The sequence below is a fragment of the Kluyvera fluvialis genome (genome assembly GCF_059725275.1).
The window spans coordinates 3,771,219-3,795,934 of sequence record NZ_AP046142.1; the positions used below are offsets into that span (position 1 = coordinate 3,771,219).

Here is a 24,716-nt window from a genome sequence, read left to right on the forward strand (position 1 = left end):
AGTGCTGCATTAAGAAGAATGCGCAACCGGCGTCGCTTCTATTTTTTTCTCTTCTGGGGTTAGCCCCTTGAGGTATTTACTGTATTTCCACCAGGCAAAACCGAGGAAAATAACAATACCACCGACGTTATAGAAAATAATCGTCAGAATGTTGCCGCCGGTTGGGAAGGTCGAGGCAATAAAACCGATGGCAAAAATCACAATCAGCATGGAGACAATGGCAATACCGGTTCTTTGCGATCCCATTTTGAAATCACGCGGCAGGTGATCGTATTTACGGCGCAGGTTCAGATACGCCAACATGATAAACAGCGGCGGTAGCATCGAGGCGGCGGCGGTCATGTTGATGATGGTGTTCATTAAATCCTGTACGGTGCTGGAGCCGAGCATAGGAATAATCATCAGTGGAATCACAATCAGGAACTGAATCCACGCCGCACGAGCAGGCACACCATTTTTATTCAGCTCAACGGTTTTCTTACCGAAAATACCGCTCGGAATTTCAGAGAAGAAAATTTTAACCGGTGTGGCTGTCCACATCAGTAGAGAACCAAACATCGCAGTGAAAGAAACCAGCCCAACAAAGCGGTTAATCAGGATCTCCGGCAGGCCAAAATAGACCGCCATACCGTGGAATACCTGCACTGAGCCGCCGGTAAATTTCAGCTCTTTGCTACTGACAAAGACGTTAATCAGCACCGACGAAATAGAGTACAGCACGCCAATAAAAATACCGGCCAGGATAATCACTTTAACGAAAGACTTTGAGCCGCCTTTAACGTCATTGACGTAGACCGCGACCGATTCCGCGCCGCCTGCCGCCATGAAAATCCACGTCGTAATGCCGAGGAATGCCCAGTTAAAGTTAGGGATCATCGCATCTACGGTAATCGGATCTGCCGGCTGAATACCGCCCACCAGCGCCGTGCCGGACAGCAAAATATACGACAGCGTCAGCAGCAGCATTAATGATGAAGTGACCGATGTAATCGGCCCCAGCATTTTCGCACCATTGGTAGACACCCACGTAGATAACGCAAACAGCGCCATACTCAGCACCGTGGTGGCTATTGGCGTCAGGATATACTCATAGCCCAGGAACGCATACGACGCATAGGCAATAACGCGTGGCAGTAATGAAGTGAAAAAGAACAGGTTAACAAACCAGTAGGTATACGCCGTAATAAAGGCCCAGCGCCCACCCAGCGCGCTTTTCACCCAGGCATACACCCCTGCTTCTGAGTTTTTATTCAGTGAAACGAACTCCGCGATAATCAGGCAGAACGGAATAAAGTAAACCAGCGTGGCCAGAAAAAACATCGGAGCCGATGCTAACCCAAGTTCGATATTGTTATTAATGACGTTATTAAAACTGTAAACAGCGGAAAATGTCAGCGATAGCAGGCCAAATTTACCGATGGTATTACGTTTAGAATCAGACATAACACATCTCCACACAGTCTCCTTCAGTGGGTAGCGAGAAGGGTCTGCGTTGTTTGTAGGATATACACTTCATCCTTCAAACCACCCGATGGTCGGCGGCCTGAAGGATGAAGTGTACAGAGGCAGTTAATTATCGATGTTTATTTTAGTAAAATATTTAGTAAAACAAAGGATAAAACTCGATTAGCTTTAACTCGATCACGAAAATGGCTGAATGGTACGTAATGATGAAAGGTGCAACGGCTCGCCAGTCGAGAAACGGCTGGCGAGCAGAGGCTGATTATTTCGCTACTTTAGGAATGGAGTTTGAATCAACGTGTTGACTTTTCTTCTGTTTGTTCTCAAATCGGGTGATCCACCACCAGGCAAGCCCCGAGAAAACAGCGGTCATAAAGACGTTAACAAAGAAGGCGTTCACCAGATCTACCCCCGGCGGGAATGCAGAAGCCGTCATGCTGACCACGAAGATAATCATCAGCATCGATACCACGCACATCCCTACCGTTCGCGAGCCCATGCGGAAGTCACGCGGAGTATCATCGTGTTTCCAGCGGAAGACAAAATAGGCCGCCATAATAAATATCGGCGGCAGCATCGCCGTTCCTGCCGTCAGGTTGATGGCGGTATTCATCATCTGCTGAACGCTGGCAGAGCCAAAACCATTGACAATCAGCATCAGCAGCACAAACACAAACTGCCACCAGGCCGCGCGAACCGGCACGCCGTGGGCGTTCAGTTCGGTGGTTTTCTTGCCGTAAATCCCTTCAGGAATTTCAGAGAAGTGAATTTTGACCGGAGCCGCCGTCCACATCATCATGCTGCCGAAAATGGCAATGAACAGGATAATGCCGACAAAACGCCCCATCAGCGCTTCGGAAATATGGAAATAGGCGCCGAGGCCGGTAAAGATTTCCACCATTCCCGCAGCGTAGGTGAGATCTTCGCGCGCCACAAAGACGTTCACCAGTAGCGAGCCGAGCGCATACATGCCGCCAATCAGCACACCGGCGGTAATAATCACTTTAATAAATGATTTCTGCCCGCCTTTGGTGTCATTCAGGTACGCCGCAACGGTTTCCGCACCGCCTGCGGCCTGGAAAATCCAGCACATAATGCCGAGCGTCGCCCAGTTGATGGTTGGCTCCATCGCCGACAGCGTAATCGGCTGCGCCGGAACGTGCCCGCTGCCCAGCGCCGTCAGCGCGCCCACAACATAAATCGCAAACAGCGCGAATACGCCATAAGCCACGCACTCTGAGATTTTACCCAGCCACGTCGCCCCTTTGGTCGAGATGTGAGTCGCCATTGCGAACAGCACAATAGAGATTAGCGACGTCACCATTGGCGAGAACGGAATGGCGTAACCCATAATGGCGTAGGAGGCGTAGGCCACCACATTCGGCAGCAGCGACAGGAAGAAGAACAGGTTCACAAACCAGTACAGGAACGAGCCAAGATAGGCTGCGCGCGTCCCCAGCGGCTGCTTCAGCCATGCGTACATGCCTGATTCAGAATGTTTATTCGCCGAGACAAATTCAGCGATGATAAAGACGAAAGGAATGAAATAAACCACGGTCGCGAACAAGAAAATAGGCGCAGAACTCAGGCCTAGTTCGATGTTGTTATTCACGATATTTCGTACGTTAAATACCGCGGTAAACGCCATCGACAACAGCGCGAACTTACCTATTTTTGCACGAATTGATGCGGACATACGTCCTCCGAAAAATCACATAACCCCTGGTGGGCTGATACAGGTAAAGGCCAGCGGGCAACGCCGCTGGCCGGGTACTGATAACACGTACCGTTATTTATTCAGGAAATAGCCATCTTCAATCGTGACTCTAAGCACCACTTTTTTTACCCGCTCATCGCAGATAAAACGGTAGGCTTCTTCGGTATCACAAATCACCATTTGCCCTTCATGAACCTGCACCGTTTCCCCAATCCCTTTCAGGTATTCGCGGTCGGTTTCATCGCGATAGCAGGCCACGGTTTGCAGTTGCTCTTTCGGCGCAAACTCAATTTTTTGCTGCCCTTGCAGGTAGTAATGCACTTCAAAATAGCGGCGATTGCCGACAAACAGCGCGTCGGTGGTGCTATCGGTCGTCACGCGGTAAGAGAGCGAATCACCAATGGAATGCGCCACACCGGGGCGAATATTGTCGATATTATTGATGGCTTCCACACAGCGCTGCCATTTACGTCCACTGTGATAAATCTGCTTAAACTGTTCTAAATTATCGAGAACTCTCATTGTTCAGCCTCGCTGTGTGAAACGGGAGAAAAGAAATCAGCGCCGAAATCATGATTCGCGAGCGCCTGCGAGGTGCTGCGCCCGCCTTCCAGCGGCAGCAGCGTAAAACCGTAATTGAAGGGTTGGAGCCACACGCGCCAGCTATCCAGCACTTCGCTACCCCACGAGTTGGAGCCGAGGCCAAGCAGTTGCGCGTCGATATTCAGCGTGATGTCATCGCTGCGTTGCAGCTCATTGCAGTGCTGTGCGGCGTGCAGATTTTCAGCGGTGTAGTGCCAGGCGCTGACGTTAATTGGCTTACGCGGAACCACCAGCAGGCCGCTGCCATGACGGTCAGTAAACGACGCCCAGCGCACATGCTGGCGGTTACCGTTGTTCTGCGGGAACGGATAGTTAACGAACATGTCATCAACGGTGGTATGCCAGAGATCGATAATATTGCTCTGCTGGCTGTCGGCGTAGTTCTCGCCTGGGCCACGGCCATAGTAATCAACCTGCTCAAACTGGCCGTTAATCCCCATCATAAAGCCGATGCACGGTACGATATGCGGATAGTCGCCGTAGCGCTCGCCCTGCAATTCAACGTTAATATGCCCCTGTGGGGTAATCTGCCAGCGATAAGTACAACGCATACCGAAGTCGAATACCGGCGGTGCAATAATCGTGCGAGTTGAGATAACCACCGTGTCGCCGTGCATTTCAGCGTTAAACTCGCGCAAATGCTCTTGCATAATCGGCAGGTGCGCGGGTTCCCACAGCCCTTCAAACTCCTGCTTATGGTTATCAATCATCGGCTTAAAGAAGTTAATTTTCGGCTCACGAGTGACCTGATTAACCCCATTCACCTGCCATTCTGTCAGCTTGCCGCTCACTTTTGAGAACACAGCGTGGAAGTTGTGCCCCGTGATGCGATAGCTCAGACGCTCATCGCTAATCTGCAACGGTGTGGCGCTGGTATTTAGCCACGGCGTTTTCGCCGCCGTCTGCGCCTTCAGCGGGAACTGATACACCGCAATGGCGTGATTCGCCTCGCTGTAGAGAGTGCGGGAATCTTTGGTAACACTGATATTGATAAAAGTTTCGCGCTCATCGAGCGTCGGCAGCGCAAGAGTGACCTCGCGGGCGCTGTTGGCGGCCAGCCCTTCTACTTTCAAACGCTGGCTGGAGAGAGTTTCTCCCTCGGCGCGGATTTCTACATTCAGGGTGTAATCATCAAGGTTAGAGAACCACAGTTTGTTTTCAATGCGCAGGATGCCGCGCGCAAGATCGCTCGCCAGCACTTTCACCGGCGCGATCACCTGTTTGTACTCTTGCAGACCCGGCCCCGGAGTTTGATCGGAGAAGATCAGCCCATCAAGACAGAAGTTGTAGTTGTTCGGGTAGTCGCCGTAGTCGCCACCGTACTTGTACCATACTGTGCCGTTTTCATCGGTGGCCTGAATACCGTGATCGCACCACTCCCAGACATAGTGACCCTGAATGCTGTCGTGCTGATAAAAGACATTTTGATATTCGGTCAGGCCGCCAGGGCCGTTGCCCATCGCGTGGGCATATTCACAGATAATGCGCGGCTTGGCGTGCGGGTATTCACCAAACTCATTCATCAACGGCACACGGGTGTACATCGTGGAGATGATATCGACCACTTCCGCATCGCGATCTTCTTCGTAATGCACAAGGCGGGTGTCATCCAGCGCTTTACAGGCATGATACATCGCGCGGATATTGCAGCCGTAGCCGGACTCATTGCCCAGCGACCAGATGATGATTGACGGGTGGTTTTTCTGCGCATGAACATGGCGAACGATACGCTCGACGTAAATATGTTCCCACTCCGGGTCGTCGGTGATGCGGCTCAGGTTGCCGACGTTGGCGAAACCGTGAGATTCCACATCGGTTTCCGCCATCACAAACAGGCCGTAAATATCACACAGTTCATAAAAACGCGGATCGTTCGGGTAGTGGGCGGTACGTACTGAGTTGATATTGTGCTGCTTCATCAATTGCAGATCTTTTTCGACGCGATCCATCCCTACGGCGCGGCCTTTCAGGTGGTCGTTGTCGTGGCGGTTGACGCCGTGCAACATCACATAGTGGTTATTAACGTAGAACAGGCCATCGCGCACTTTAATATCGCGGAAGCCCACGCGCTGCGGGATGATTTCAAGAATTTCGCCTGCGGCGTTTTTCAGCGTCATCACCAGGTGATACAGATATGGGTTTTCTGCCGACCACTGCTGCGGCGCTTTAACGTCAATCGTAAAGCCGGTATTTAGCTGCTGAGCCACGGTTAATCGCTCGCTGGCTCCTTGATACAGCGCGGTTTCGCCATCGAACAGGGTATATTCCAGCGTGATATCACTGGCCTGCGCCGCCAGGTTTTCCAGCACCAGTTGGCAAGAAAGCGTGGCGTCGCGGTAATCATCGTTAAAATCAGTACGCAGCGTGAAATCCTGAACATGCAGCGGGTTTTTACCCACCAGGTACACGTCACGGAAAATCCCCGCCGTCCACCACATATCCTGATCTTCAATATAGGTCGAATCCGCCCACTGCATCACGCGTACCGACAACAGGTTGTCACCGGTTTTCACCGCCGCGCTAATATCAAATTCCGCCGTCAGACGGCTGCCTTTACTAAAGCCGATATACTGACCGTTAACGTAGACTTCAAAGTAGGTTTCTACGCCATCAAATTTGATAATGGTTTGTTTATCCTGCCAATTTTCACCGAGGGTAAACACTCGCTGATACGCGCCAGTCGGGTTATCGGTTGGCACAAACGGCACATCAATCGGGAACGGAAAACCTTCGTCGGTGTACTGCAACTGGCCGTGGCCTTCCATCTGCCACATGCCCGGCACGGTGATTGGCCCCCACCCTTCGATAAGTTCAGAGGTAAATGCTTCCGGCACCAGCAACGGGTTAGTGAAGAAACGGAAATTCCACTGTCCACTAAGGGACAAAAAGCGGCTACTGCTTTCACGAACAAACGAACGCGCCTGCGCCAGCGAATCGTAGGAGAAGAAATACGCGCGCGGCGGCAGCCTGTTTTCATGAGTGAGTTGAAGATTTTCCCAGCGATTCATATCGCCTCCCTGTACGGACTAAGTTATTGCATCTTATTTTAGTAAAAGTTTTACTAAATAAAATGAGCAGGGGCGATTTACTTTAACTCGATCACAAAATGAGCATACGGGAGAGAGTGGAGGGAGGCAGATCACCTTACACCGGATAACCTCATGTCATCCGGCGCGAGGGAGACGTTAGCGGGTAGTCCCGCGCAGTTTAAGGACGCTAGGAACAAAGACATTCAGCGGCAGCGCGCGGCCATCGCGAGCCTTTTCAATCAACAGGTTAACGCCCTGGCTGCCCATCATTTCAGAGTGGATGCGCACGGTAGAAAGCGGCGGAAAAGTAAAGCGCGCGGTGGGAATATCATTGACGCTGATAAGCGAGATATCCTCCGGGATCGACAGCCCGCGCTCATGAATCGCGCGCAGTACGCCGATGGCGATAGAGTCAGACGCCACAAACAGCGCAGAGGGGAAATCGGCTTTGGCGAGCATCGTTTTCGCCAGTTCATACCCCGATGAACTTGAGAAGCCCCCGCGCCAGATATCGTTCTCCGACACCACGCCCTTCAGGCGACCGTACTCGGCAAAGGCCACCTCGCGGATATCCGCCTTGCCCGGCGTATCTTCGCCGCCAATAAAACCGATGCGCGAAACGCCCTGAGCGATAAAGAAGTCGATAACTTCTTTGGCAATACGCACCAGATCGATATCAACGGCGTCATACTGGCTGCCCGCCTCGTGGAAATCGATAAAACAGATGTTGTCGGTCAGCGCGCTCAACGTCTCGCGTGTTGCTGCGGAAGGCTGGCCGACAATCAGCGCGCCGGTAATCTTTTTCAGCTCCGGCAGGCTGTGGTTGAGATAGCAGTTGGTTAGCTCAATGCCCAGCTTTTCACATTGTGTTTCAATACCATGACGGATCGCCAGGTAGTAAGGATCGTTAATTTCCAGATCCTGTTGATAGCTATAGAGCGCCAAAATATGGTGCTGGCCTACGGCGTGAACCAGCGTTTTGCGGGAACTGCTGCTTTTATATTCCAGTTTCTCCGCAATTTCGAGGATACGGCGCTTGGTTTCTTCTTTCACATTCAACGTGGGATCGTCATTGAGTACCCGTGAAACCGTCGCTAGCGAAACGCCCGCCTCGACCGCAATGTCTTTTAATGTTGCCATCTTTTCCCTTATCGGACGCTGCCCTATGTTTGCCCTCACATTGTAAAGCAAGAGAGGGTTCATGCATCTGTTTTCAGTAAATATTCACGATTTATCCCTCTGATGCAACGGGTCTTATTCGCGCATAAAAAGGTGATGAAAGTAACAGTTTTACGACGATCGTCGTGCCATTCAATAAAACATTGCTATATTTTACTAAAAATTTTACTTGAGGTGAAAAATGGATACGATTACTTATAGTGATTTTGCCAAACTGGAAATGCGCACCGGGAAAGTGGTTGATGTTAAGCGCCATGAAAATGCCGATAAACTGTATATTGCACAGATAGATATCGGCGAGTGCACCCTTCAGACGGTCACCAGCCTTGTTCCCTATTATCGGGAAGATGAACTGCTGGGGAAAACGGTGGTGGTACTGTGTAACCTGGCAAAAGCCAAAATGCGCGGCGAAACCTCGGAATGTATGCTGCTATGTGCGGAAACGGACGATGGTAGCGAGAGCGTGCTGCTCACCCCAGAACGGCTGATGCCTGCGGGCGTGAAAATCGTCTAGGTTAGCCCCCTCTCCTTGCCGGAGAGGGCTGCCTGTAACGCGTTTAAAGCGGCCACAACCACGCAGCGCCGCGCACGCCGCTGGAATCGCCGTGCCGCGCTTTACGAATCGGCGTTTCGCACTCACCGCCGAACACCCACGCCTTCACAAGCTGAGGAACGGTGTTATAAAGCCGGTCGATATTGCTCATCCCGCCGCCCAGCACAATCACATCAGGGTCGAGAATATTCACCACATGCGCCAATGATTTTGCTAACCGCAGCTCATAGCGGCTAAGCGCCAGCTCAGCAAGGGCATCGCCCTCTTCCACCCGCCGCATAATTTCACTGCCTTTAACCGCATTACCGCTTAAACGCTGGTAGTCGGTGGCAAACCCCGTACCGGAAATAAAGGTTTCGATACAGCCTTGTTTACCGCAGTAGCACGGTACTTCGACGCGATAACGCAGCTCGTCATCATCCATCCACGGCAACGGGTTATGTCCCCACTCACCCGCCGTGCCGTTACCGCCAATATGCGAGCGGCCATTGATAGCCACGCCCGCGCCGCATCCCGTGCCGATAATCACCGCAAACACGGTTTGAGCACCGGCGGCAGCGCCGTCCACCGCTTCTGATACCGCCAGGCAGTTGGCATCGTTCGCTAATCGCACTTCGCGATTCAGCCGTACGCTTAAATCTTTATCGAACGGCTGGCCGTTAAGCCAGGTGGAATTGGCGTTTTTGACCCCCCCGGTATACGGTGAAATCGAGCCAGGAATACCGACCCCAACCGTCCCGATTTGCCCTGTCGCTTCTTCAGCTAAAGCAACGAGATGCGCAATATTATCAATCGTTTGCTGATACTCGCGTGGCGTCGGTAAACGGTGGCGATACAGTTGCTCTCCCTGGTCACTGAGCGCAATGACCTCCGTTTTTGTACCCCCAAGATCGATACCAATTCGCATTCATGACTCCTGTTTAAAACAATGCAAGGGCCGGGACAATTCGTTATCATGCCCGCTGATTTAACGTCAACACCGTGGAAATTATCATGCTGTGGTTCAAAAATTTAATGGTTTATCGTCTTAGCCGCGACGTCTCTTTGCGTGCGGAAGAGATGGAAAAACAACTCGCTGAGATGACCTTCACCCCATGCGGCAGCCAGGATATGGCAAAAACCGGCTGGGTTCCGCCGATGGGTTCACACAGCGATGCACTGACGCACACAGCGAATGGCCAGATCATTATCTGCGCGCGTAAAGAAGAGAAGATCCTGCCTTCTCCGGTGATTAAACAAGCGCTGGAAGCGAAAATCCAGAAGCTCGAAGCCGATCAAGGTCGCAAGCTGAAGAAAACAGAAAAAGATTCGCTGAAAGATGAAGTGCTGCACTCATTGCTGCCGCGCGCGTTCAGCCGTTTCAGCCAAACCATGATGTGGATCGATACCGTAAACGATCTGATTATGGTGGATTGCGCTAGCGCGAAAAAAGCCGAAGACACGCTGGCTCTGCTGCGTAAAAGCCTCGGTTCACTGCCGGTCGTCCCGCTGACGATGGAAAACCCTATCGAGCTGACGCTGACCGAATGGGTGCGCTCCGGCTCGGCGGCTCAAGGTTTCCAACTGCTTGATGAAGCTGAACTGAAAGCGATTCTCGAAGATGGCGGCGTGATCCGCGCGAAGAAACAAGACCTGGTGTGCGACGAAATTGCCACGCACATTGAAGCCGGTAAGCTGGTGACTAAACTGGCACTCGACTGGCAGCAACGTATTCAGTTTGTGATGTGCGATGACGGCTCTATCAAACGCCTGAAGTTCTGCGACGAACTGCGTGACCAGAACGAAGATATCGACCGCGAAGATTACGCACAGCGTTTCGACGCCGACTTTATCCTGATGACCGGCGAACTCGCCGCGCTGATTAAAAACCTGGTGGAAGGTTTAGGCGGCGAAGCACAGCGTTAAGCGTGAACTCGCCTTCCTGCCACAACAGGAAGGCGACATTTTACAGATAACGGCACAGATAAGAGGTAGGTTCAGCCACTTCCAGGTGGAACTCGCTGTGGCCGGGCACGTTGAAAACTTCACCCGCAGAAAAGACTTTCCACTCCGTTGCGCCTGGCAGCAATACGTTCAGCGCACCGCTGACAACCGTCATCTCCTCAGGCTGTGCAGTACTGAAAGAGTATTCCCCTTCCGCCATCACGCCCACGCTGGCGCGCCCGGTGCTGCTGCTGGTAAAGCCAATGGATTTCACTTTTCCGTCGAAGTAGTCGTTGCTTTGAAGCATAAACAGGCCCTTATTGTTTTCATGTTAAAAAACCAATATAGGGGGGCGAACAGAAGCCTGTCACGCGAATTTATTTGTTAAACCAATAATTCTGCCGCCAACCTGGCGACCAGAACATTTGACAGTAAAACGGGTACATCCAGCGCTTTTTGTAATAAATCACGGTGACGCTGATGATAACCCAGCGAGTCAAGCACCAGCACATCCGCCCCTTGCTCCAGCAGCGAACTGCCCGCCGAGATCAGGTGTTGATCGGTATCGCGGATAGGGTTCGCCAGCGCGTAATAAGGTGAGTTTGGCAGCATCTGCCACTTTTCCTGCTGAGAATCGAGTATCGCTTCTACAGGAACCAATACGCCAACCTGATGCCCTTCCACAATAGAAGCGACTAACGGCGGAATAATACGCTGTGGCTCCAGCAGCATCGCGTTACGCGCCACCATATTTCGTAGCTTAAATGTATTCAGTAACAGAATGACGTCATACGACTGGTTATCCAGCACCTCGATCACCGCTTGTAGGCTGTGCTCGACTTTCAGGCGGGAAACCTCAGCAAACTGGTTATCGCTTAGTAGAACTAGCAGACGCTCTTCGTCTGCCTCCGGTGCATATTCGGCCATCACATCCGCCCGGCTCATTTTGCCGAGTAGGCTCATGTGGGTAATTTGATCTTCCCTGATGTGCTCGGTTAAAAGCGGCAAGACCTCACTGACGGGCACTACCCCTATCGTAAGAATCGCCATCGTTGCACTCATGTTATCTACCTTTTGATGTGCTATGCGCCAGCCCCTTCTGCGTACAGCCTGAAAGACGATGCGTATAATACTTACTTTACAAATAGCCACCTGGATGGATGAAAAATACCGCTCAGAAGCGTAGCAGCTCATCCGGCCGCTGGAGTGTAAAGATTCCAGTTATTTCCAGTATTCTCCTGATACGCTTTGATTTTAACGTTTTAATAACATTAATGATAAGTTAAAAATGTGATTTACGCCCGATATAACCATTAACTAAGAATGGGTACATCAGGCGAATAATTAGCGGGGGAAAAATAATGCGGGGAATAGGCGAAAAGCGCCCGTTAGCTGGCAGCCACCAGGCGCAGAGCGTCAAGAATCTGAGTAACGACAAGGTCTGGCGCGGCAGACGCATCGACGATGTAATGAGCCGTTTCACGATATAACGCATCGCGTTGGGCCAACACTTCAGCCACTTCTTCACTAATCGGTTTACCGGTAAGCGTTGGGCGCTGGGATTCTTCTGGAAACGCTTCCAGACGGCGCGCAAGTTCCGCCACCGAGGCGTTGAGATAAATCACCACCCCATTCTGGCGCATAAATTCACGGTTCACTGGCGCGAGGATAATGCCGCCGCCGGTGGCGACAACCGTTTCAGGCTGAGTCACCGCCATCAACGTAGCGGTTTCTCGGGCGCGAAAACCCGGCCAACCTTCACTGGCCACAATTTCCGCGACGCTCATACCAGACCGCTGCTGTAAGACCTGATCGGTATCAACAAAACGAAAATCGCAGGCATGGGTAAGCGCTTGACCTATTGTCGTTTTTCCGCAGCCTCTGGCTCCGATAAGAAAAATAGGCTGTGTCATTACCTGGAATTCCCCCTGATGACGCGAAATAGCTGAACGTGCACATGAATGGTGAATGATATCATCAAACTAGTACACAAGTAAGTGTAAACTTAATATTACAGAAAGATACACTTTGAGGCCGTTATCCGCTTTACACACTGATAATAACCTGGCTCAAAGCGTAAAAAAAATATGCCACAAGGCGTCTTGCTAAAAGTACACTAAAGTTTCGATCCCTGGCAAGCCGAGCGACGCGGCAAAAGGTAGCATATTTTTGTGACAGATATCACATTAACCGCGTTTTGCTGCCAACAAGTATTTATCTAATTCAGCGGCAAACTGCTGGCGGTCACGCTGCGATAACGCGCTCGGGCCACCGGTTTGAATGCCACTGGAGCGCATGGTGTCCATAAAATCACGCAGGGTTAGACGCTCGCGAATCGTCGCGTTGCTGTAGCGCTCACCGCGCGGGTTCAGCGCCGCTCCGCCCTTTTCCAACACTTCTGCCGCCAGGGGAATATCGGCGGTAATCACTAAATCACCGGGCTGGCAAAGACGGACAATTTCATTGTCGGCGACATCAAAACCTTTCGGCACGACCATGGCACGAATCACGCGTGACGGCGGGACGCGTAAAAACTGGTTTGCCACCAGCACCAGTTCAATTTGCGTGCGTTCAGCCGCGCGAAACAGCACTTCTTTAATTACGTTCGGACACGCATCCGCATCAACCCAAATTGTCATCATTACTCCGGCCTGAGTTTAATCTCAACGTGCGATTATACGGCAAGCGAGGCTGGCGTCGTAATAATCTACAAAAATGCATTACCCATCGCGATGAATCGCCTATAACAGTAAACTATGAAAAAACAGACAGCGGGAGAGAGATGATGGAGAAGAAAATTGGCTTCATTGGTTGCGGTAATATGGGGAAAGCCATTCTTGGAGGCCTGATTGCCAGTGGGCAGGTTCTGCCTGGGCAAATTTGGGTTTACACCCCATCGCCAGACAAAGTGGCGGCACTGCGCGATGAGTACGGTATTAATGCGGCGCAAACCCCGCAGGAAGTGGCGCAAATCGCCGATATCGTCTTTGGCGCAGTGAAGCCGGGCATTATGGTCAAAGTCCTGAGCGAAATCGCCTCCAGCCTCAACAAAGATTCACTGGTTGTATCAATTGCCGCCGGTGTCACGCTTGAACAGTTGGCGCGAGCACTGGGTCACGACCGCAAAATTGTTCGCGCGATGCCGAACACCCCGTCATTGGTTAACGCTGGGATGACCTCCGTCACGCCAAATGCGCTGGTCACGCCAGAAGATGTCGCCGATGTGCTGAATATTTTCCGCTGCTTTGGCGCCGCAGAAGAAATTGCTGAACCGATGATCCACCCGGTAGTCGGCGTCAGCGGCTCCGCACCCGCCTATGTCTTTATGTTTATCGAAGCTATGGCCGATGCTGCCGTGCTGGGCGGGATGCCGCGCGCGCAGGCGTATAAATTTGCTGCACAGGCGGTAATGGGTTCGGCGAAGATGGTGCTGGAAACCGGTAAACATCCTGGCGAATTGAAAGATATGGTGTGCTCACCGGGCGGTACGACGATTGAAGCCGTGCGCGTTCTGGAAGAAAAAGGCTTCCGCTCTGCGGTCATGGAAGCAATGGCGCAGTGTATGGAAAAATCAGAGAAGATGAGTAAATCCTGAGTTTCTGGCCCGGCAATCGCTGCCGGGCCAGGCTAGCTTGCCGTAAAAATAATGCTATTTTTTCTTCAGGCAGGTACTCATAAACGTTTTACGCTCATCGCCTTTTAAGGTCTTTTGAGCCGCCTGCGCATTACAATCCTTCATTTTTTGCTGCTGCGGCGTCAGCGTTTTGCCGTCAGCGGCAGCGCTTTCCCCTTTCAGACAACTGCTCATAAAGGTTTTACGTTCATCGCCCTTCAGGGTTTTTGACGCCGCCTGTTGATTACAGGTGGTCATACGTTGCTGTTGCGGGGTCATGGTTTTATCTGCCGCAGTGGCGGTCGTTGCCGCAGACGCAGCGGTTGCAGCAAACAGACTACACAGTAGGGTAACCCGTAATATTGTTTTCATTGCACCATCCTTTTGTGAGTAGATCACTGTAAGTCTGGTCGGAGATGGCGATATGTCCAACCCAGCGGCGAAATTTGCCGCCGGGCGGAGGGGAAATTACAGCCCGAGAGCCGCTTTCATGGTGTAGTACAAGTCGGTCTGGTCAGTGAGGCCGACTACATTCGCCGCGTGTGGGCCATAGGCAGCGATACGCAGTTGCGTGCCGGTGTGCTCCATCGACTCTCCTTCCGAGTTGCCGTAGCTCATCACCATTACCGCGCCGTCTTTGGTATTCAGCGCCTGAGTCAGGCCAGGCGCTTTGGTTTTTGGCGGGATAATCTGGCTGGAGTGGGCGTGATCGGCGGTCACAATCACCAGTGTGTTGCCGTCTTTTTTGGCAAATTCCAGCGCCTTTTGCACCGCTTCATCCAGATCTACGGTTTCGCCAATCTGGCCGCAAGGGTTTGCAGCGTGATCTTGCTTATCGATAGACGCGCCTTCCACTTGCAGGAAAAAGCCTTTTTCGTTGCTACTGAGCAGCGAAATCGCTTTATCGGTCATCTGCGCCAGCGTTGGCACGCTGGCATCACGTTTCGGGTTCACCGCACAGGTGACCGCAGGCTGGTCGATATTGCCGTGGAAGGTGGCTTTCGGCCCTTCCCAACGCACCGGCATATTGCCGTCGGAGAACAGCCCCAGCAGCGGTTTATCCTGATTAGCCTGGCTAATTGCCGCCAGCGAAGTGGCATCGCTCACCAGTTGATAACCGCGCGCTTGCGCCTGTTCACGCAACGTTTTGCCCTGCCATTCCCCAGCGGTGGCGGTTTCAGCGAAGGTTTTCGCCCCGCCGCCCAGCGTGACATCAGGACGCGCATTCAGCAGTTGCTCGGTAATCGAGCCTTTACCGCCCTTCTCCAGCGCGTTGGTTGGGCATTTTTCGCTGGTGACGCTTGGGCCGTAGCACTTACGTGACGTCACATGCGATACCTGCGCCGCAGGCGTTGCATCCTGCAATTCGGCGGTAGAGACGTTGCCGGTCGCCAGACCCGCCGCTTTAGCCAACTCCAGAATCGTTTGATGATCTTTTTCGTGAATATCGACGCTCAGCGCGCCGTTATAGGTTTTGACGCCGGTGCTCCAGGCCGAGGCAGACGCTGCCGAGTCGGTGACGTAGTCTGGCTTGCCGGTTTTTTTATCCAGCGAGTAGTGGGTGTACTGGCCGGTCAGCGGCAGCGCATCGATGCCTTTAAAATAGCCGCCCGCCCCTTCTGCGTAGTTACGCGCAGCGGTAATTTCAGAGTCGCCCATCCCGTCGCCAATCAGCAGGATGACGTTTTTAGCCGGTTTATTATTGAGCGATGCGCGAATGGCGTCAGTTTGGTCAGCCGATAAACGGCGAGCACCGCCCGGCTGGGTTATATCACCCTGCGCGGCACGGTTATCAAGCACCGTCGTCGTTGAAGTGTCCGCGTGTGCGGCAGGCAGGCCCAGCAGAGGGAATAATGCGGCAAAAATAGCACTGTATTTCACGTTAGATTCTCCATGTATAAATACTTAAAAATGAAACACGGAGACTGTAGGAAAAGAGCGTGACATTTTAATGACAGTGCTCTGCCAACGATAGCCTATCCCAGTAGGCTCTAATTTTCAGATGCCAGAAATAACCGTTTTACATGGTTATATAATATTTCGTCATGATGATTGGCAGCATGTTGGGCAGGCGCTAATTTATTTAGCGTAGCGGCAATATCGTTTTCTAACGTCTGCTGAGATTCCTGCTTCATATGCTGTAAAAGCGTGGTGACGACCACTTCCAGCGCATCAACCTGAATGCGTAATGCGTTTGCTTCATCTTCCTTTTCGGCCAACTTCACCAGCAGTTCTGCAATGAAATTTTTCATCGCGCGGTTTCCTTGTATGACGTCATGTTCAGGACACACTCCCGAAAGCTAAATAGACCGATAAAACATACGGTTCTATTCCCCTTTGGCAACAAAGAATAGAATTACAATATCTTGACAATTCTGCAAGCGAAACAGCTAAAAATATAATCCTTATGAATATCATGGCATTACTTTGCCATAATGAGAGCGAAACGTTTTGCTCGTATATTAATACGATGAGCAATGGGAAATATGACGAACAAAAATGAACAAGGAGAAATAAAACGCTGTGCCATTATTCTCCTCGTCTAAAAATATCACTGGCGCACTGGATTCGTCCGGCGCAGCATCACCGCTAATTGCCACAGATTAATCAGCACAATCACCGCCGTGACAATAAATACCCAGCGGAATCCGGCCATTGCCGAGACTGACGCGCCAATTAGCGGCCCTGCGACGTTTCCGAGATACATAAACGACTGGTTGTAGCCGAAAATACGCCCGGTAACGCGCTCGCTAATATACTTGAGCAGCAGCGTTTGTACCGCAGGCAGCATTGCACCATCGGCAAACCCAAGAATAAAACGCAGAACCCCAAGCTGTAGCGGCGTGGTGACAAATGACATCGCGAAAAAGAGCACAACGGCGAAGATAAGCGTCGCCAACAAAATACGCGCAGTACCAATTCTGTCGCCCAATTTCCCCAAACGCGGAGCCGAAATCAGCGCCGATACACCGGGCACGGAGGCAATCATGCCGCTCAGAAAAGCAATATTGCTGCTATCTGGCGACATCGATTTAATAAACAGCGCCAGAATCGGGCTAATCGAGCCATTACACAGCTGGATAACCATGGTGGTGACAAACAGGCTAATCACAAGGCCGGGATACGGCAGCGACGCAAATACCGCTTTACCGCTCAGACGCTCACCTTTATTAAGCTGCGGACGCGGCCCTTCTTTAATCAAAAACAGCGTCACCAGAAAACTGACCAGCAGCAAAAAGGCGGTGATGAAAAAGACCATCCGCAGGCCAACGTGGTCAGCGAGAAAACCGCCGAGCAGCGGCCCGCCAATAACCCCGGAGATTTGCGCCGTAGACAGCGTACTCAGCGCCCAACCGCTACGTTCACGCGGGACCTGTGAGGCCACCAGCGCCATCGCATTGGGAATATAACCGGAAGTTAAGCCCATCACCGCGCGCAGGATAAACAACTGCCATACGTTGGTGGCAAACGCCTGAAGCAAAATCGCAATCGCCATGCCCAAAGAGGCGCGCAGTAACATCAGTTTGCGCCCTTTGCGGTCAGCAAGGCTGCCCCACATTGGCGACACAATGGCAGAAACCAGGAAGGTGACGCTGAACGTTAACCCAGACCACATAGAGAGTGATTCATGCGAAGTCACCCCCAACTGCGCCACATACAGCGGCAAAAACGGCAGAATTTGGCTGATTGCCAGCCCGGTAAAAAAACACCCCAGCCAAACGGAAATAAGATTAACTTTCCAGGATTCCATCACCACACACATTGCTTCTATTTACGGGAACAAGTGCACAGGTTAGCAAGTTGCCCTTTGCGCGGTATTGTCAGAGATGCTTAATCAATTATTTCAGGTTTTTATCAGTTGATTAGCCGATTTACGTGATACATATCACGCTAAACAACCTGCCTAACAGAGAGTTATACTTTTGATCTGCCGCTAATTTGCGCCATTGACGATGGAAAAGGCAGATGCCCCGCAGCACCCGTGGTATGTTATGTGTTTTGCGTTTGGAATGGATGGAATTAGAAATGGCAAAGTTGCGGGTCGGGATTGTTTTTGGCGGAAAATCAGCAGAGCACGAAGTCTCATTGCAGTCCGCAAAAAATATTGTAGAAGCGATTGATAAAACGCGTTTTGACGTCGTACTGCTGGGCATTGATAAACAGGGGCAATGGCATATTAGCGATGCGCAGAACTATCTGTTAAACGCTCAGGACCCAGCCCGTATCGCCCTGCGCCCTTCCGACATTACGCTGGCGCACATCCCGGGCAAAGAGCAGCAACAGATGATCAATGCCGCCAGCGGCCAGCCGCTGGATGCCATTGACGTAATTTTCCCGATTGTCCACGGCACGCTGGGGGAAGACGGCTCGCTGCAAGGGATGCTGCGCATGGCGAACCTGCCGTTCGTCGGCTCCGACGTATTAGGCTCCGCCGCCTGCATGGACAAAGACGTCACCAAGCGCCTGCTGCGCGACGCCGGGCTTGCCATTGCGCCGTTCGTCACCTTAACGCGTCGCAACCGCGACAGCGTCTCTTTCGAGGAAATCAAAGCGAAGCTGGGTCTGCCGCTGTTCGTCAAACCGGCAAACCAGGGGTCTTCCGTGGGCGTCAGCAAAGTGAACGACGCCGCGCAGTATCAGCAGGCGGTCGCGCTGGCATTTGAATTCGACCATAAAGTTGTGGTTGAACAAGGCATTAAAGGCCGCGAGATCGAGTGTGCCGTGCTGGGGAACGACGATCCGCAGGCCAGCACCTGTGGCGAAATCGTGCTCAACAGCGAGTTCTACGCCTATGACACCAAATATATTGATGATAACGGTGCGCAGGTCATCGTTCCGGCGAAGATCCCCGCCGAGGTGAATGACAAAATCCGTGAGATTGCGATTCAGGCGTACCAAACGCTGGGTTGTAGCGGCATGGCGCGCGTCGATGTGTTCCTGACCGCCGACAACGAAGTGGTGATTAACGAAATCAATACGTTGCCTGGCTTCACCAATATCAGCATGTACCCGAAACTGTGGCAGGCCAGCGGCCTTGATTACACTTCATTGATTAGCCACCTGATTGAGCTGGCGCTGGAGCGCCATCAGGCCGATAAAGCGCTGAAAAGCGTGATGCACAGCTAATTGATACGACGTTCCCGGCATTGCCTGTTGCGATGCCGGGACACTGCGCGTGAAATCGTTTACTCACTTTCCCGACGACGAATAATAAACCCCGCCAGCCAAAAGCTTATCCCCCACGTCACCAGCCCCACGGCATACGTTTGCCAGCCCTTTGCTTCGAAGCCGAGCAGGCCGACCACCCCGTTAAGAATAAAGATAAGACCTATCGCAAACGCGTAGTAATGCCAGTCGCGGCGGATTTTTACAGGCAGGTTCATAGCGGCTCCAACATAAAAAAATGATGATGCCATACGCCGCCGTCGGCGTCTGTGGTGTAAACAGCAATTAGTGAATGTTAAATAAAAGCGAGAGAAAAACTGACCGAAAAGGCGCGATAAACCAGGACTATTCTTGCGCAAAATTTACCATAAATCCGATATTGACAACCCATTGCAACTGCCACACTCAAAGCTGTAACACGACACGGTCTGCATTCACGTTTTTATGGAGGTCTCAATGACAGATTTCACCTTGTCCAGGCACATGTTCAGTGGCAAAAAAAAGGAGTCCTCCACCTCCGGCAACCTTGCTTACGCGCTCTTCGTTTTGCTCTGCTTTTCGATAGGCGCGCAGCTGTTGACGCTGGTGGTACATGCTCCAGGCGTTTATGAACACCTGATGCAAATACAAAACAGCGGCCGACCACGCGTAGAAATAGGTTTAGGCGTGAGTACGTTGTTTGGTCTGATACCGTTTCTGGCAGGCTGCGCCATCCTTGGCGTGCTATCTCTTATTCATCGCATCCGCCGTCGCGACTAGCGGATAGCCATACATTTAGCCCGACGATCATCAACGCGTTTTGCGAACCACGCCGTGGTTAATTTGCGAGTGATTTTCGGGCTATCTAGCTGAATCCCCGGCAACATTTCTCTGGCGAGCGGCTTACCGGCTTTCTGCTCGGCAATTTTATACACGCCTTTATACAGCGCGGTGGTTTCAAACGCCTGGCTATCCCCTTTTTGCAACTGACGGTGGATTTCGCTATCGCTCATCGATAGTTGATTTGCCAGCTTTCTCACCGCTTTTTCGGTGCTACCAGCTTCATCACTGCCGTAAAGAATCACATCGCCATCCAGCGCCAGTTTAACGCCCGTCGCTTTGCTCACCGCATACTGGAAGGCGGCATTACGGCTGGCGTACCAGCCCGCGTTAAAATCTGCGAAGCGGTAAATAGGTGCGCTGTTGTTAGCCGGATAATTCAGCAGGTGATACGTACCAAACCACAGCCCGCCGCGCAGGGTAAACACTTCCTGGCGTACCGTGCCGTCCATCTCCCACGGATAGTTGTCGCGGTGCGCCTCGGCAAACGCGATGCTCACCTGCATCGGCCCACCGGTATGCACCGGATTTAACGAGCCAAACAGCTTCTGCCCCATAGGCACCATGCCGATGAAATCATCAAAAATAGCGCTCAACTGTTTTTCCGTTTTCACGTTATCCAGCCGCTCGCTGTAGCTTTTGCCATTCGGTGAAGGGATTTTCAGGGCGGTATGCACGAGGAACGCCGGGATGTGCATTTTTTCTGCCCGACGGTCAATTTCCTGCCACGCGATTTTGCTCAACCCCGGCACGGCCGGGTCGGCCTGATAGTTCGATTCCTGTTGCGCCACCGCCAGCACCGAACAGATATTTTCTTCCGTCGGTGCCAGCTTCTGGCTGGCGAATGTTTTCGCCAGCGCCTGCGCCCATGCGTCTTTATCCTTGACGCTGGCGGGCATTTTTTGCCGCACCACGCTTGCCACATCTACCGGTTTTTCCCCCGCTTTCATCTGCGGGGCCTGCTGGCTGGTACAGGCGCTTAACAACACGCTACCCAGCAAAGTAAGAGATAAAGAACGGTAACGCGTGGTGGCAATCGCCATGGGCTATCCTTGTAAAAATAATGGCTTTGTCGTTTAACTCTGCGGCTGAACGACCTCATCTTGCAGCTCTTTATTATCCAGTTCGCGCTCAAAACTACGCAGACGTTTATAGATGGACATTAATTCCACCAGCGTGGTCCAGGAGCTAATCAGATACTGGAAAGAGCCGCGTACCTGGCCGAAAACGTTAGTAATTTGCGTCATCAGGCCGAGCGTAATCGTACCGGCAACAATCGACGGAAACAGCAGGAACAAACCGAAAACATTATCTACCTGCAAATACAGAATACGGGCAATATTAAAATACATGTAGTGGAAATAGAGGCGGAAATAGTTACGACGCACCGCGCTAAACAGCTCGCGCACCGTCGGCGGCGTAGCGCGACTTTCGTCATCTTCGCCATACACCAGCTCTTTACGATAAGCCGCTTCAACGCGCTGGTTTTTAAAGTTAAGCCCAGGCAGCTTAATCCCCACAACCGCCAGCATCCCCGTCCCCAGCAGTGACCAGAGAATAGCCGCAATCACCAGGCCGTAAGGAATATGGCCGACAATCGGCAGATCCGGCACGTGCGCGGAAAGCGAAACCAGCACCGGCAGGAAGGCAATCAGAGTCATCACCGCGTTAATAAAGCTGACGCCCATATCTTCCAGCGTCGAGGCAAAGCGCATGGTGTCTTCCTGCACACGCTGCGCTGCACCTTCAATGTGACGCAGGTGCTGCCAGTGCGCCATATAGTGTTCGTTCATCGCCGTGCGCCAGCGGAAAACGTAGTGGCTCACAAAGAAGTTATTCAACACGCCAATGACTACCGCAATCAGTGCGATACCGAGAAAAACACCGATTTCCTCATAGAACTGGTTAATCGACACCTTATGCGGCGAGGCCAGCGCGGTTTGAATCAGGTCGTAGAACGGGGCATACCAGGCGTTGACCGCCACGCCCACTTCGACCAAAAACCAGGTGACAAAGATAATCAGCGCCGTACCGAGAATAGACCAATACTGCCAGCGGTGCGGGCTATAGACAAACCAGAACCCAGCGAACAGCGCTACACAGAGCAGATAATAGGCATAGAACACAAGATAGTTCAGCGACCAAAAACGGGCAGCGCTAATCGGTACATCATTGCTCGCGCCGGTCAGACGCAGCAGCCAGTCGCCGCCGCCAGCCTGCCAGAAAATGACGGCGATAACAGCCCAAATAAACGCTGAGAGAAAAAATGGCCCCGGCTTGGGGAAAAAAGACTTAAACATGAAGCTCTCCTGCTAACTTCTTATGATTCTTCCACGCCAGACGACACGCCAGCGTCAGGCGCGAAGAATGGTGTATACCTTGTGCTGTAACAATAGAATACCGCCACGGATTATTTTTACCGTAAACAGATATTAAGCAATGTAACTGCGCAATCAGACCAAAAAATACGCTTAGAGTTCTCCGGTCGTTACCCGTCAATATCATACGCGCCGGATCACAGAAGTCTGCAATCATCCTGGTGAATAATCATCGCGTTTACTCTCGGTTACGTTTTTCCCACGATCATTGCGCTTAATAGCACTGCGGCTAATGCCGATTCGATCTATTTCTAGTATAAATACCCGATACTTTCCCATTTCAATTCATGGATGCCTCCGTTGAAACGTAGTCTGCTTTTTTCTGCCGCGCTCTGCGTGGCGTCATTGAGCTCGGTGCAGGCCGCTCAACCTATTACCAGCCCGGCGTTTGCGTCCGATATTGTTGACCGTTACGCCAATCATATTTACTACGGCAGCGGCGCAACCGGCATGGCGCTAGTGGTGATTGATGGCAACCAGCGCGTGTTCCGTAGCTTTGGCGAAACCCGCCCAGGCAACAACGTCCACCCGCAGCTCGACTCCGTTATCCGCATCGCGTCACTGAGCAAACTGATGACCAGTGAAATGCTGGTGAAATTGCTCGACCAGGGCGTGGTAAAACTTGACGATCGGCTCAGCAAATATGCACCTGCGGGCGCACGCGTCCCCACTTACAACGGCACACCCATAACTTTGGTGAATCTGGCAACGCACACCAGCGCCCTGCCTCGCGAACAACCCGGCGGCGCGGCGCATCGCCCGGTATTTGTCTGGCCAACGCAATCGCAGCGCTGGAGCTATCTCTCGACGGCAAAACTACACGCCGCCCCCGGTTCACAGGCTAGCTATTCCAACCTGGCGTTCGACCTGCTCGCCGATGCGCTGGGCAATGCGGCAGGCAAACCCTACCCGCAGTTATTTGAAGAACAAATCACCCGCCCGCTGGGGATGAAAGACACCACCTTTACCCCATCGCCAGACCAATGTGGCCGCTTGATGGTGGCCGAGAAAGGCGCGAGTCCGTGCAATAACACCCTGGCGGCAATGGGCAGCGGCGGTGTTTATTCGACGCCGGGCGATATGATGCGCTGGATGCAGCAGTATCTTTCTTCTGATTTCTATCACCGCAGTAACCAGGCCGACCGCATGCAAACGCTGGTATACAAACGCAACCAGTTGACCCGCGTGATAGGAATGGACGTGCCAGGCCATGCGGACGCGCTAGGCCTGGGATGGGTATATATGGCACCGAAAAATGGCCGACCTGGGATTATCCAAAAAACCGGCGGCGGCGGCGGATTCATCACCTATATGGCGATGAACCCGCAGTCTAACGTCGGTGCTTTTGTCGTCATCACACGCTCGCCGCTTACCCGTTTCGTGAATATGAGCGACGGAATAAATGACCTGGTTAGCGAATTGAGCGGCAATAAAGCAGCAATAGTTCCGGCCTCTTAATAGTCATAAGGCAAACGCGTTATCGCCACGAGTTTGCCTTTTTCCATTTCGATATAGCCGCCTTTGCGCAGCGCAGAGAGCACCTCTGCAATCACTGAACGAGAAATACGTGTACGTTGCTGAATGTAATGCAGCACACCAATTCGCGCCCGAATCCCCTCATCCCAATTCATCATCATTAATAACGTTGAACGAATCTGATGATAATTATTAGCGCCAATCAACTGCTTATCACGCAGCTCTAACATGCGTGTTTGCCAGGTCATCCAATAAAAGGCTTCTCGCCATAATTGATAACGTTCCAGGCACTGCAACGCCTCTTTTGCCGGTAAATAATACCCCCGGCACTCCGTTTCCGCTTTCAGGGAATAGTCATTGAGAATAGGGTTCACCGCCGCAGCGAGACCAAATATCGCAGGCCCTGAGACCAAGCCACACAGGACGTCGTGATGCGTACGGTGCAGCATAAGCGCACCTTTTTGTAGCACCACCGTCATCTCTTTAAGCGAACTCTCGGCGGGCAGCACACACTCCCCTGACGACAGTGAAAAACGGACGCCGCAAGAAGAAAGATGCTTATCGAGAGTATAAAACTCACTAAGCGGTTTACTTGAATAGGGCATATATGCAATCCGTGCAACAAGCCCATCTTTATGACGGGTATTATTCCAATAGAAATACAGAGCAACTGCGCCTCTGCGTGTTTAAGATTCACCAAAATCCGTTCTGTATAATAGAAAAAAACAGCCACAAATCCAGTAAAAATCTCACAAAAAACGTGTCAGATGATAAATAAACTTAATATATAAAAAAGATA

24 protein-coding genes are annotated in these 24,716 nt (G+C 52.0%); 6 read left to right on the plus strand and 18 right to left on the minus strand.

Annotated elements, in window-relative coordinates; translation table 11 throughout:
- Positions 1–9 precede the first annotated feature (9 nt).
- The 5 genes from AC6I4B_RS17895 to ebgR form a co-directional block, all read right to left on the minus strand.
- Positions 10–1,443 (minus strand): amino acid permease, encoded by a 1,434-nt coding sequence (locus tag AC6I4B_RS17895; RefSeq protein ID WP_497767100.1) that lies wholly within the window; start codon positions 1,441–1,443, stop codon positions 10–12.
- A gap of 280 nt (positions 1,444–1,723) precedes the next feature.
- Positions 1,724–3,157 (minus strand): amino acid permease, encoded by a 1,434-nt coding sequence (locus AC6I4B_RS17900; RefSeq protein WP_497767101.1) that lies wholly within the window; start codon positions 3,155–3,157, stop codon positions 1,724–1,726.
- A gap of 93 nt (positions 3,158–3,250) precedes the next feature.
- Entirely contained in the window at positions 3,251–3,700 is a 450-nt protein-coding gene (locus AC6I4B_RS17905) for a beta-galactosidase subunit beta (RefSeq protein WP_497767103.1), read from the minus strand.
- The gene (ebgA, locus tag AC6I4B_RS17910; protein ID WP_497767105.1) at positions 3,697–6,789 is read right to left on the minus strand and encodes a beta-galactosidase subunit alpha; all 3,093 of its coding nucleotides are present in this window, start codon (positions 6,787–6,789) and stop codon (positions 3,697–3,699) included. Before ebgA ends, AC6I4B_RS17905 begins: the two co-directional genes overlap by 4 nt.
- A gap of 177 nt (positions 6,790–6,966) precedes the next feature.
- Positions 6,967–7,950: a transcriptional regulator EbgR gene (gene ebgR / locus AC6I4B_RS17915; protein WP_497767106.1), complete on the minus strand. Its 984-nt coding sequence runs from the start codon at positions 7,948–7,950 to the stop codon at positions 6,967–6,969.
- Positions 7,951–8,170: 220 nt separating this feature from the next.
- On the opposite strand from ebgR, the gene AC6I4B_RS17920 reads away from it, so the two are divergent.
- On the plus strand, positions 8,171–8,503 hold the full coding sequence (locus tag AC6I4B_RS17920; protein WP_497767108.1) for a tRNA-binding protein: 333 nt from the start codon (positions 8,171–8,173) through the stop codon (positions 8,501–8,503).
- 43 nt (positions 8,504–8,546) lie between these two features.
- Here AC6I4B_RS17920 and mak read toward each other — a convergent pair whose 3' ends face one another.
- Positions 8,547–9,449 (minus strand): fructokinase, encoded by a 903-nt coding sequence (gene mak / locus AC6I4B_RS17925; RefSeq protein ID WP_497767109.1) that lies wholly within the window; start codon positions 9,447–9,449, stop codon positions 8,547–8,549.
- Between the two features lie 86 nt (positions 9,450–9,535).
- Between mak and rdgC the strand changes: the two genes are divergently transcribed.
- Positions 9,536–10,447 carry a recombination-associated protein RdgC gene (rdgC, locus tag AC6I4B_RS17930; RefSeq protein ID WP_497767111.1) on the plus strand — a complete coding sequence of 304 codons (912 nt, stop codon included), beginning with the start codon at positions 9,536–9,538 and terminating at the stop codon, positions 10,445–10,447.
- A 40-nt stretch (positions 10,448–10,487) separates the two neighbouring features.
- Here the strand turns inward: rdgC and ppnP are convergent, their stop codons facing one another.
- The 4 genes from ppnP to AC6I4B_RS17950 all read right to left on the minus strand — a co-directional run bounded on the left by ppnP (position 10,488) and on the right by AC6I4B_RS17950 (position 13,104).
- On the minus strand, positions 10,488–10,772 hold the full coding sequence (ppnP, locus tag AC6I4B_RS17935) for a pyrimidine/purine nucleoside phosphorylase (RefSeq protein ID WP_497767112.1): 285 nt from the start codon (positions 10,770–10,772) through the stop codon (positions 10,488–10,490).
- A 77-nt stretch (positions 10,773–10,849) separates the two neighbouring features.
- Positions 10,850–11,527 carry an AroM family protein gene (locus AC6I4B_RS17940; RefSeq protein WP_497767114.1) on the minus strand — a complete coding sequence of 226 codons (678 nt, stop codon included), beginning with the start codon at positions 11,525–11,527 and terminating at the stop codon, positions 10,850–10,852.
- Positions 11,528–11,853: 326 nt separating this feature from the next.
- A complete protein-coding gene (gene aroL, locus AC6I4B_RS17945) occupies positions 11,854–12,378 on the minus strand; it encodes a shikimate kinase AroL (protein ID WP_497767116.1) in 525 nt (174 codons plus the stop codon).
- Positions 12,379–12,651: 273 nt separating this feature from the next.
- Positions 12,652–13,104, minus strand: coding sequence for a YaiI/YqxD family protein (locus AC6I4B_RS17950; protein WP_497772231.1), 453 nt, complete (start codon positions 13,102–13,104; stop codon positions 12,652–12,654).
- 146 nt (positions 13,105–13,250) lie between these two features.
- On the opposite strand from AC6I4B_RS17950, the gene proC reads away from it, so the two are divergent.
- Complete coding sequence (gene proC / locus AC6I4B_RS17955) at positions 13,251–14,060, plus strand: pyrroline-5-carboxylate reductase (protein WP_497772232.1); 810 nt, start codon at positions 13,251–13,253, stop codon at positions 14,058–14,060.
- A gap of 54 nt (positions 14,061–14,114) precedes the next feature.
- On the opposite strand, the gene AC6I4B_RS17960 is transcribed toward proC, so the two are convergent.
- The 4 genes from AC6I4B_RS17960 to AC6I4B_RS17975 all read right to left on the minus strand — a co-directional run bounded on the left by AC6I4B_RS17960 (position 14,115) and on the right by AC6I4B_RS17975 (position 17,829).
- Complete coding sequence (locus AC6I4B_RS17960; protein WP_497767118.1) at positions 14,115–14,450, minus strand: PsiF family protein; 336 nt, start codon at positions 14,448–14,450, stop codon at positions 14,115–14,117.
- A gap of 96 nt (positions 14,451–14,546) precedes the next feature.
- A complete protein-coding gene (gene phoA / locus AC6I4B_RS17965) occupies positions 14,547–15,959 on the minus strand; it encodes an alkaline phosphatase (RefSeq protein ID WP_497767120.1) in 1,413 nt (470 codons plus the stop codon).
- Positions 15,960–16,069: 110 nt separating this feature from the next.
- Positions 16,070–16,330 (minus strand): sigma-S stabilization anti-adapter protein IraP, encoded by a 261-nt coding sequence (locus AC6I4B_RS17970; RefSeq protein WP_497767122.1) that lies wholly within the window; start codon positions 16,328–16,330, stop codon positions 16,070–16,072.
- A 299-nt stretch (positions 16,331–16,629) separates the two neighbouring features.
- Positions 16,630–17,829, minus strand: a complete 1,200-nt coding sequence (locus AC6I4B_RS17975) for a multidrug efflux MFS transporter (RefSeq protein ID WP_497767123.1) — start codon at positions 17,827–17,829, stop codon at positions 16,630–16,632.
- 275 nt (positions 17,830–18,104) lie between these two features.
- Here AC6I4B_RS17975 and ddlA point away from each other — a divergent pair, with 275 nt between their 5' ends.
- Positions 18,105–19,205 (plus strand): D-alanine--D-alanine ligase, encoded by a 1,101-nt coding sequence (ddlA, locus tag AC6I4B_RS17980; protein ID WP_497767125.1) that lies wholly within the window; start codon positions 18,105–18,107, stop codon positions 19,203–19,205.
- A 59-nt stretch (positions 19,206–19,264) separates the two neighbouring features.
- Here the strand turns inward: ddlA and AC6I4B_RS17985 are convergent, their stop codons facing one another.
- Positions 19,265–19,462, minus strand: coding sequence for a DUF2754 family protein (locus AC6I4B_RS17985; protein ID WP_497767126.1), 198 nt, complete (start codon positions 19,460–19,462; stop codon positions 19,265–19,267).
- A 238-nt stretch (positions 19,463–19,700) separates the two neighbouring features.
- On the opposite strand from AC6I4B_RS17985, the gene AC6I4B_RS17990 reads away from it, so the two are divergent.
- The gene (locus tag AC6I4B_RS17990; RefSeq protein ID WP_497767128.1) at positions 19,701–20,003 is read left to right on the plus strand and encodes a DUF2755 family protein; all 303 of its coding nucleotides are present in this window, start codon (positions 19,701–19,703) and stop codon (positions 20,001–20,003) included.
- Here the strand turns inward: AC6I4B_RS17990 and AC6I4B_RS17995 are convergent.
- Positions 20,000–21,106: a DUF1615 domain-containing protein gene (locus AC6I4B_RS17995; RefSeq protein WP_497767129.1), complete on the minus strand. Its 1,107-nt coding sequence runs from the start codon at positions 21,104–21,106 to the stop codon at positions 20,000–20,002. The genes AC6I4B_RS17990 and AC6I4B_RS17995 overlap by 4 nt on opposite strands.
- 33 nt (positions 21,107–21,139) lie before the next feature.
- Positions 21,140–22,363, minus strand: coding sequence for a peptide antibiotic transporter SbmA (gene sbmA / locus AC6I4B_RS18000; RefSeq protein ID WP_497767131.1), 1,224 nt, complete (start codon positions 22,361–22,363; stop codon positions 21,140–21,142).
- Positions 22,364–22,741: 378 nt separating this feature from the next.
- Between sbmA and ampH the strand changes: the two genes are divergently transcribed.
- Positions 22,742–23,899, plus strand: coding sequence for a D-alanyl-D-alanine-carboxypeptidase/endopeptidase AmpH (gene ampH / locus AC6I4B_RS18005; RefSeq protein ID WP_497767132.1), 1,158 nt, complete (start codon positions 22,742–22,744; stop codon positions 23,897–23,899).
- On the opposite strand, the gene AC6I4B_RS18010 is transcribed toward ampH, so the two are convergent.
- Complete coding sequence (locus AC6I4B_RS18010; RefSeq protein WP_497767134.1) at positions 23,896–24,522, minus strand: helix-turn-helix domain-containing protein; 627 nt, start codon at positions 24,520–24,522, stop codon at positions 23,896–23,898. The two genes, ampH and AC6I4B_RS18010, sit on opposite strands and share 4 nt — an antisense overlap.
- Positions 24,523–24,716: the final 194 nt, after the last annotated feature.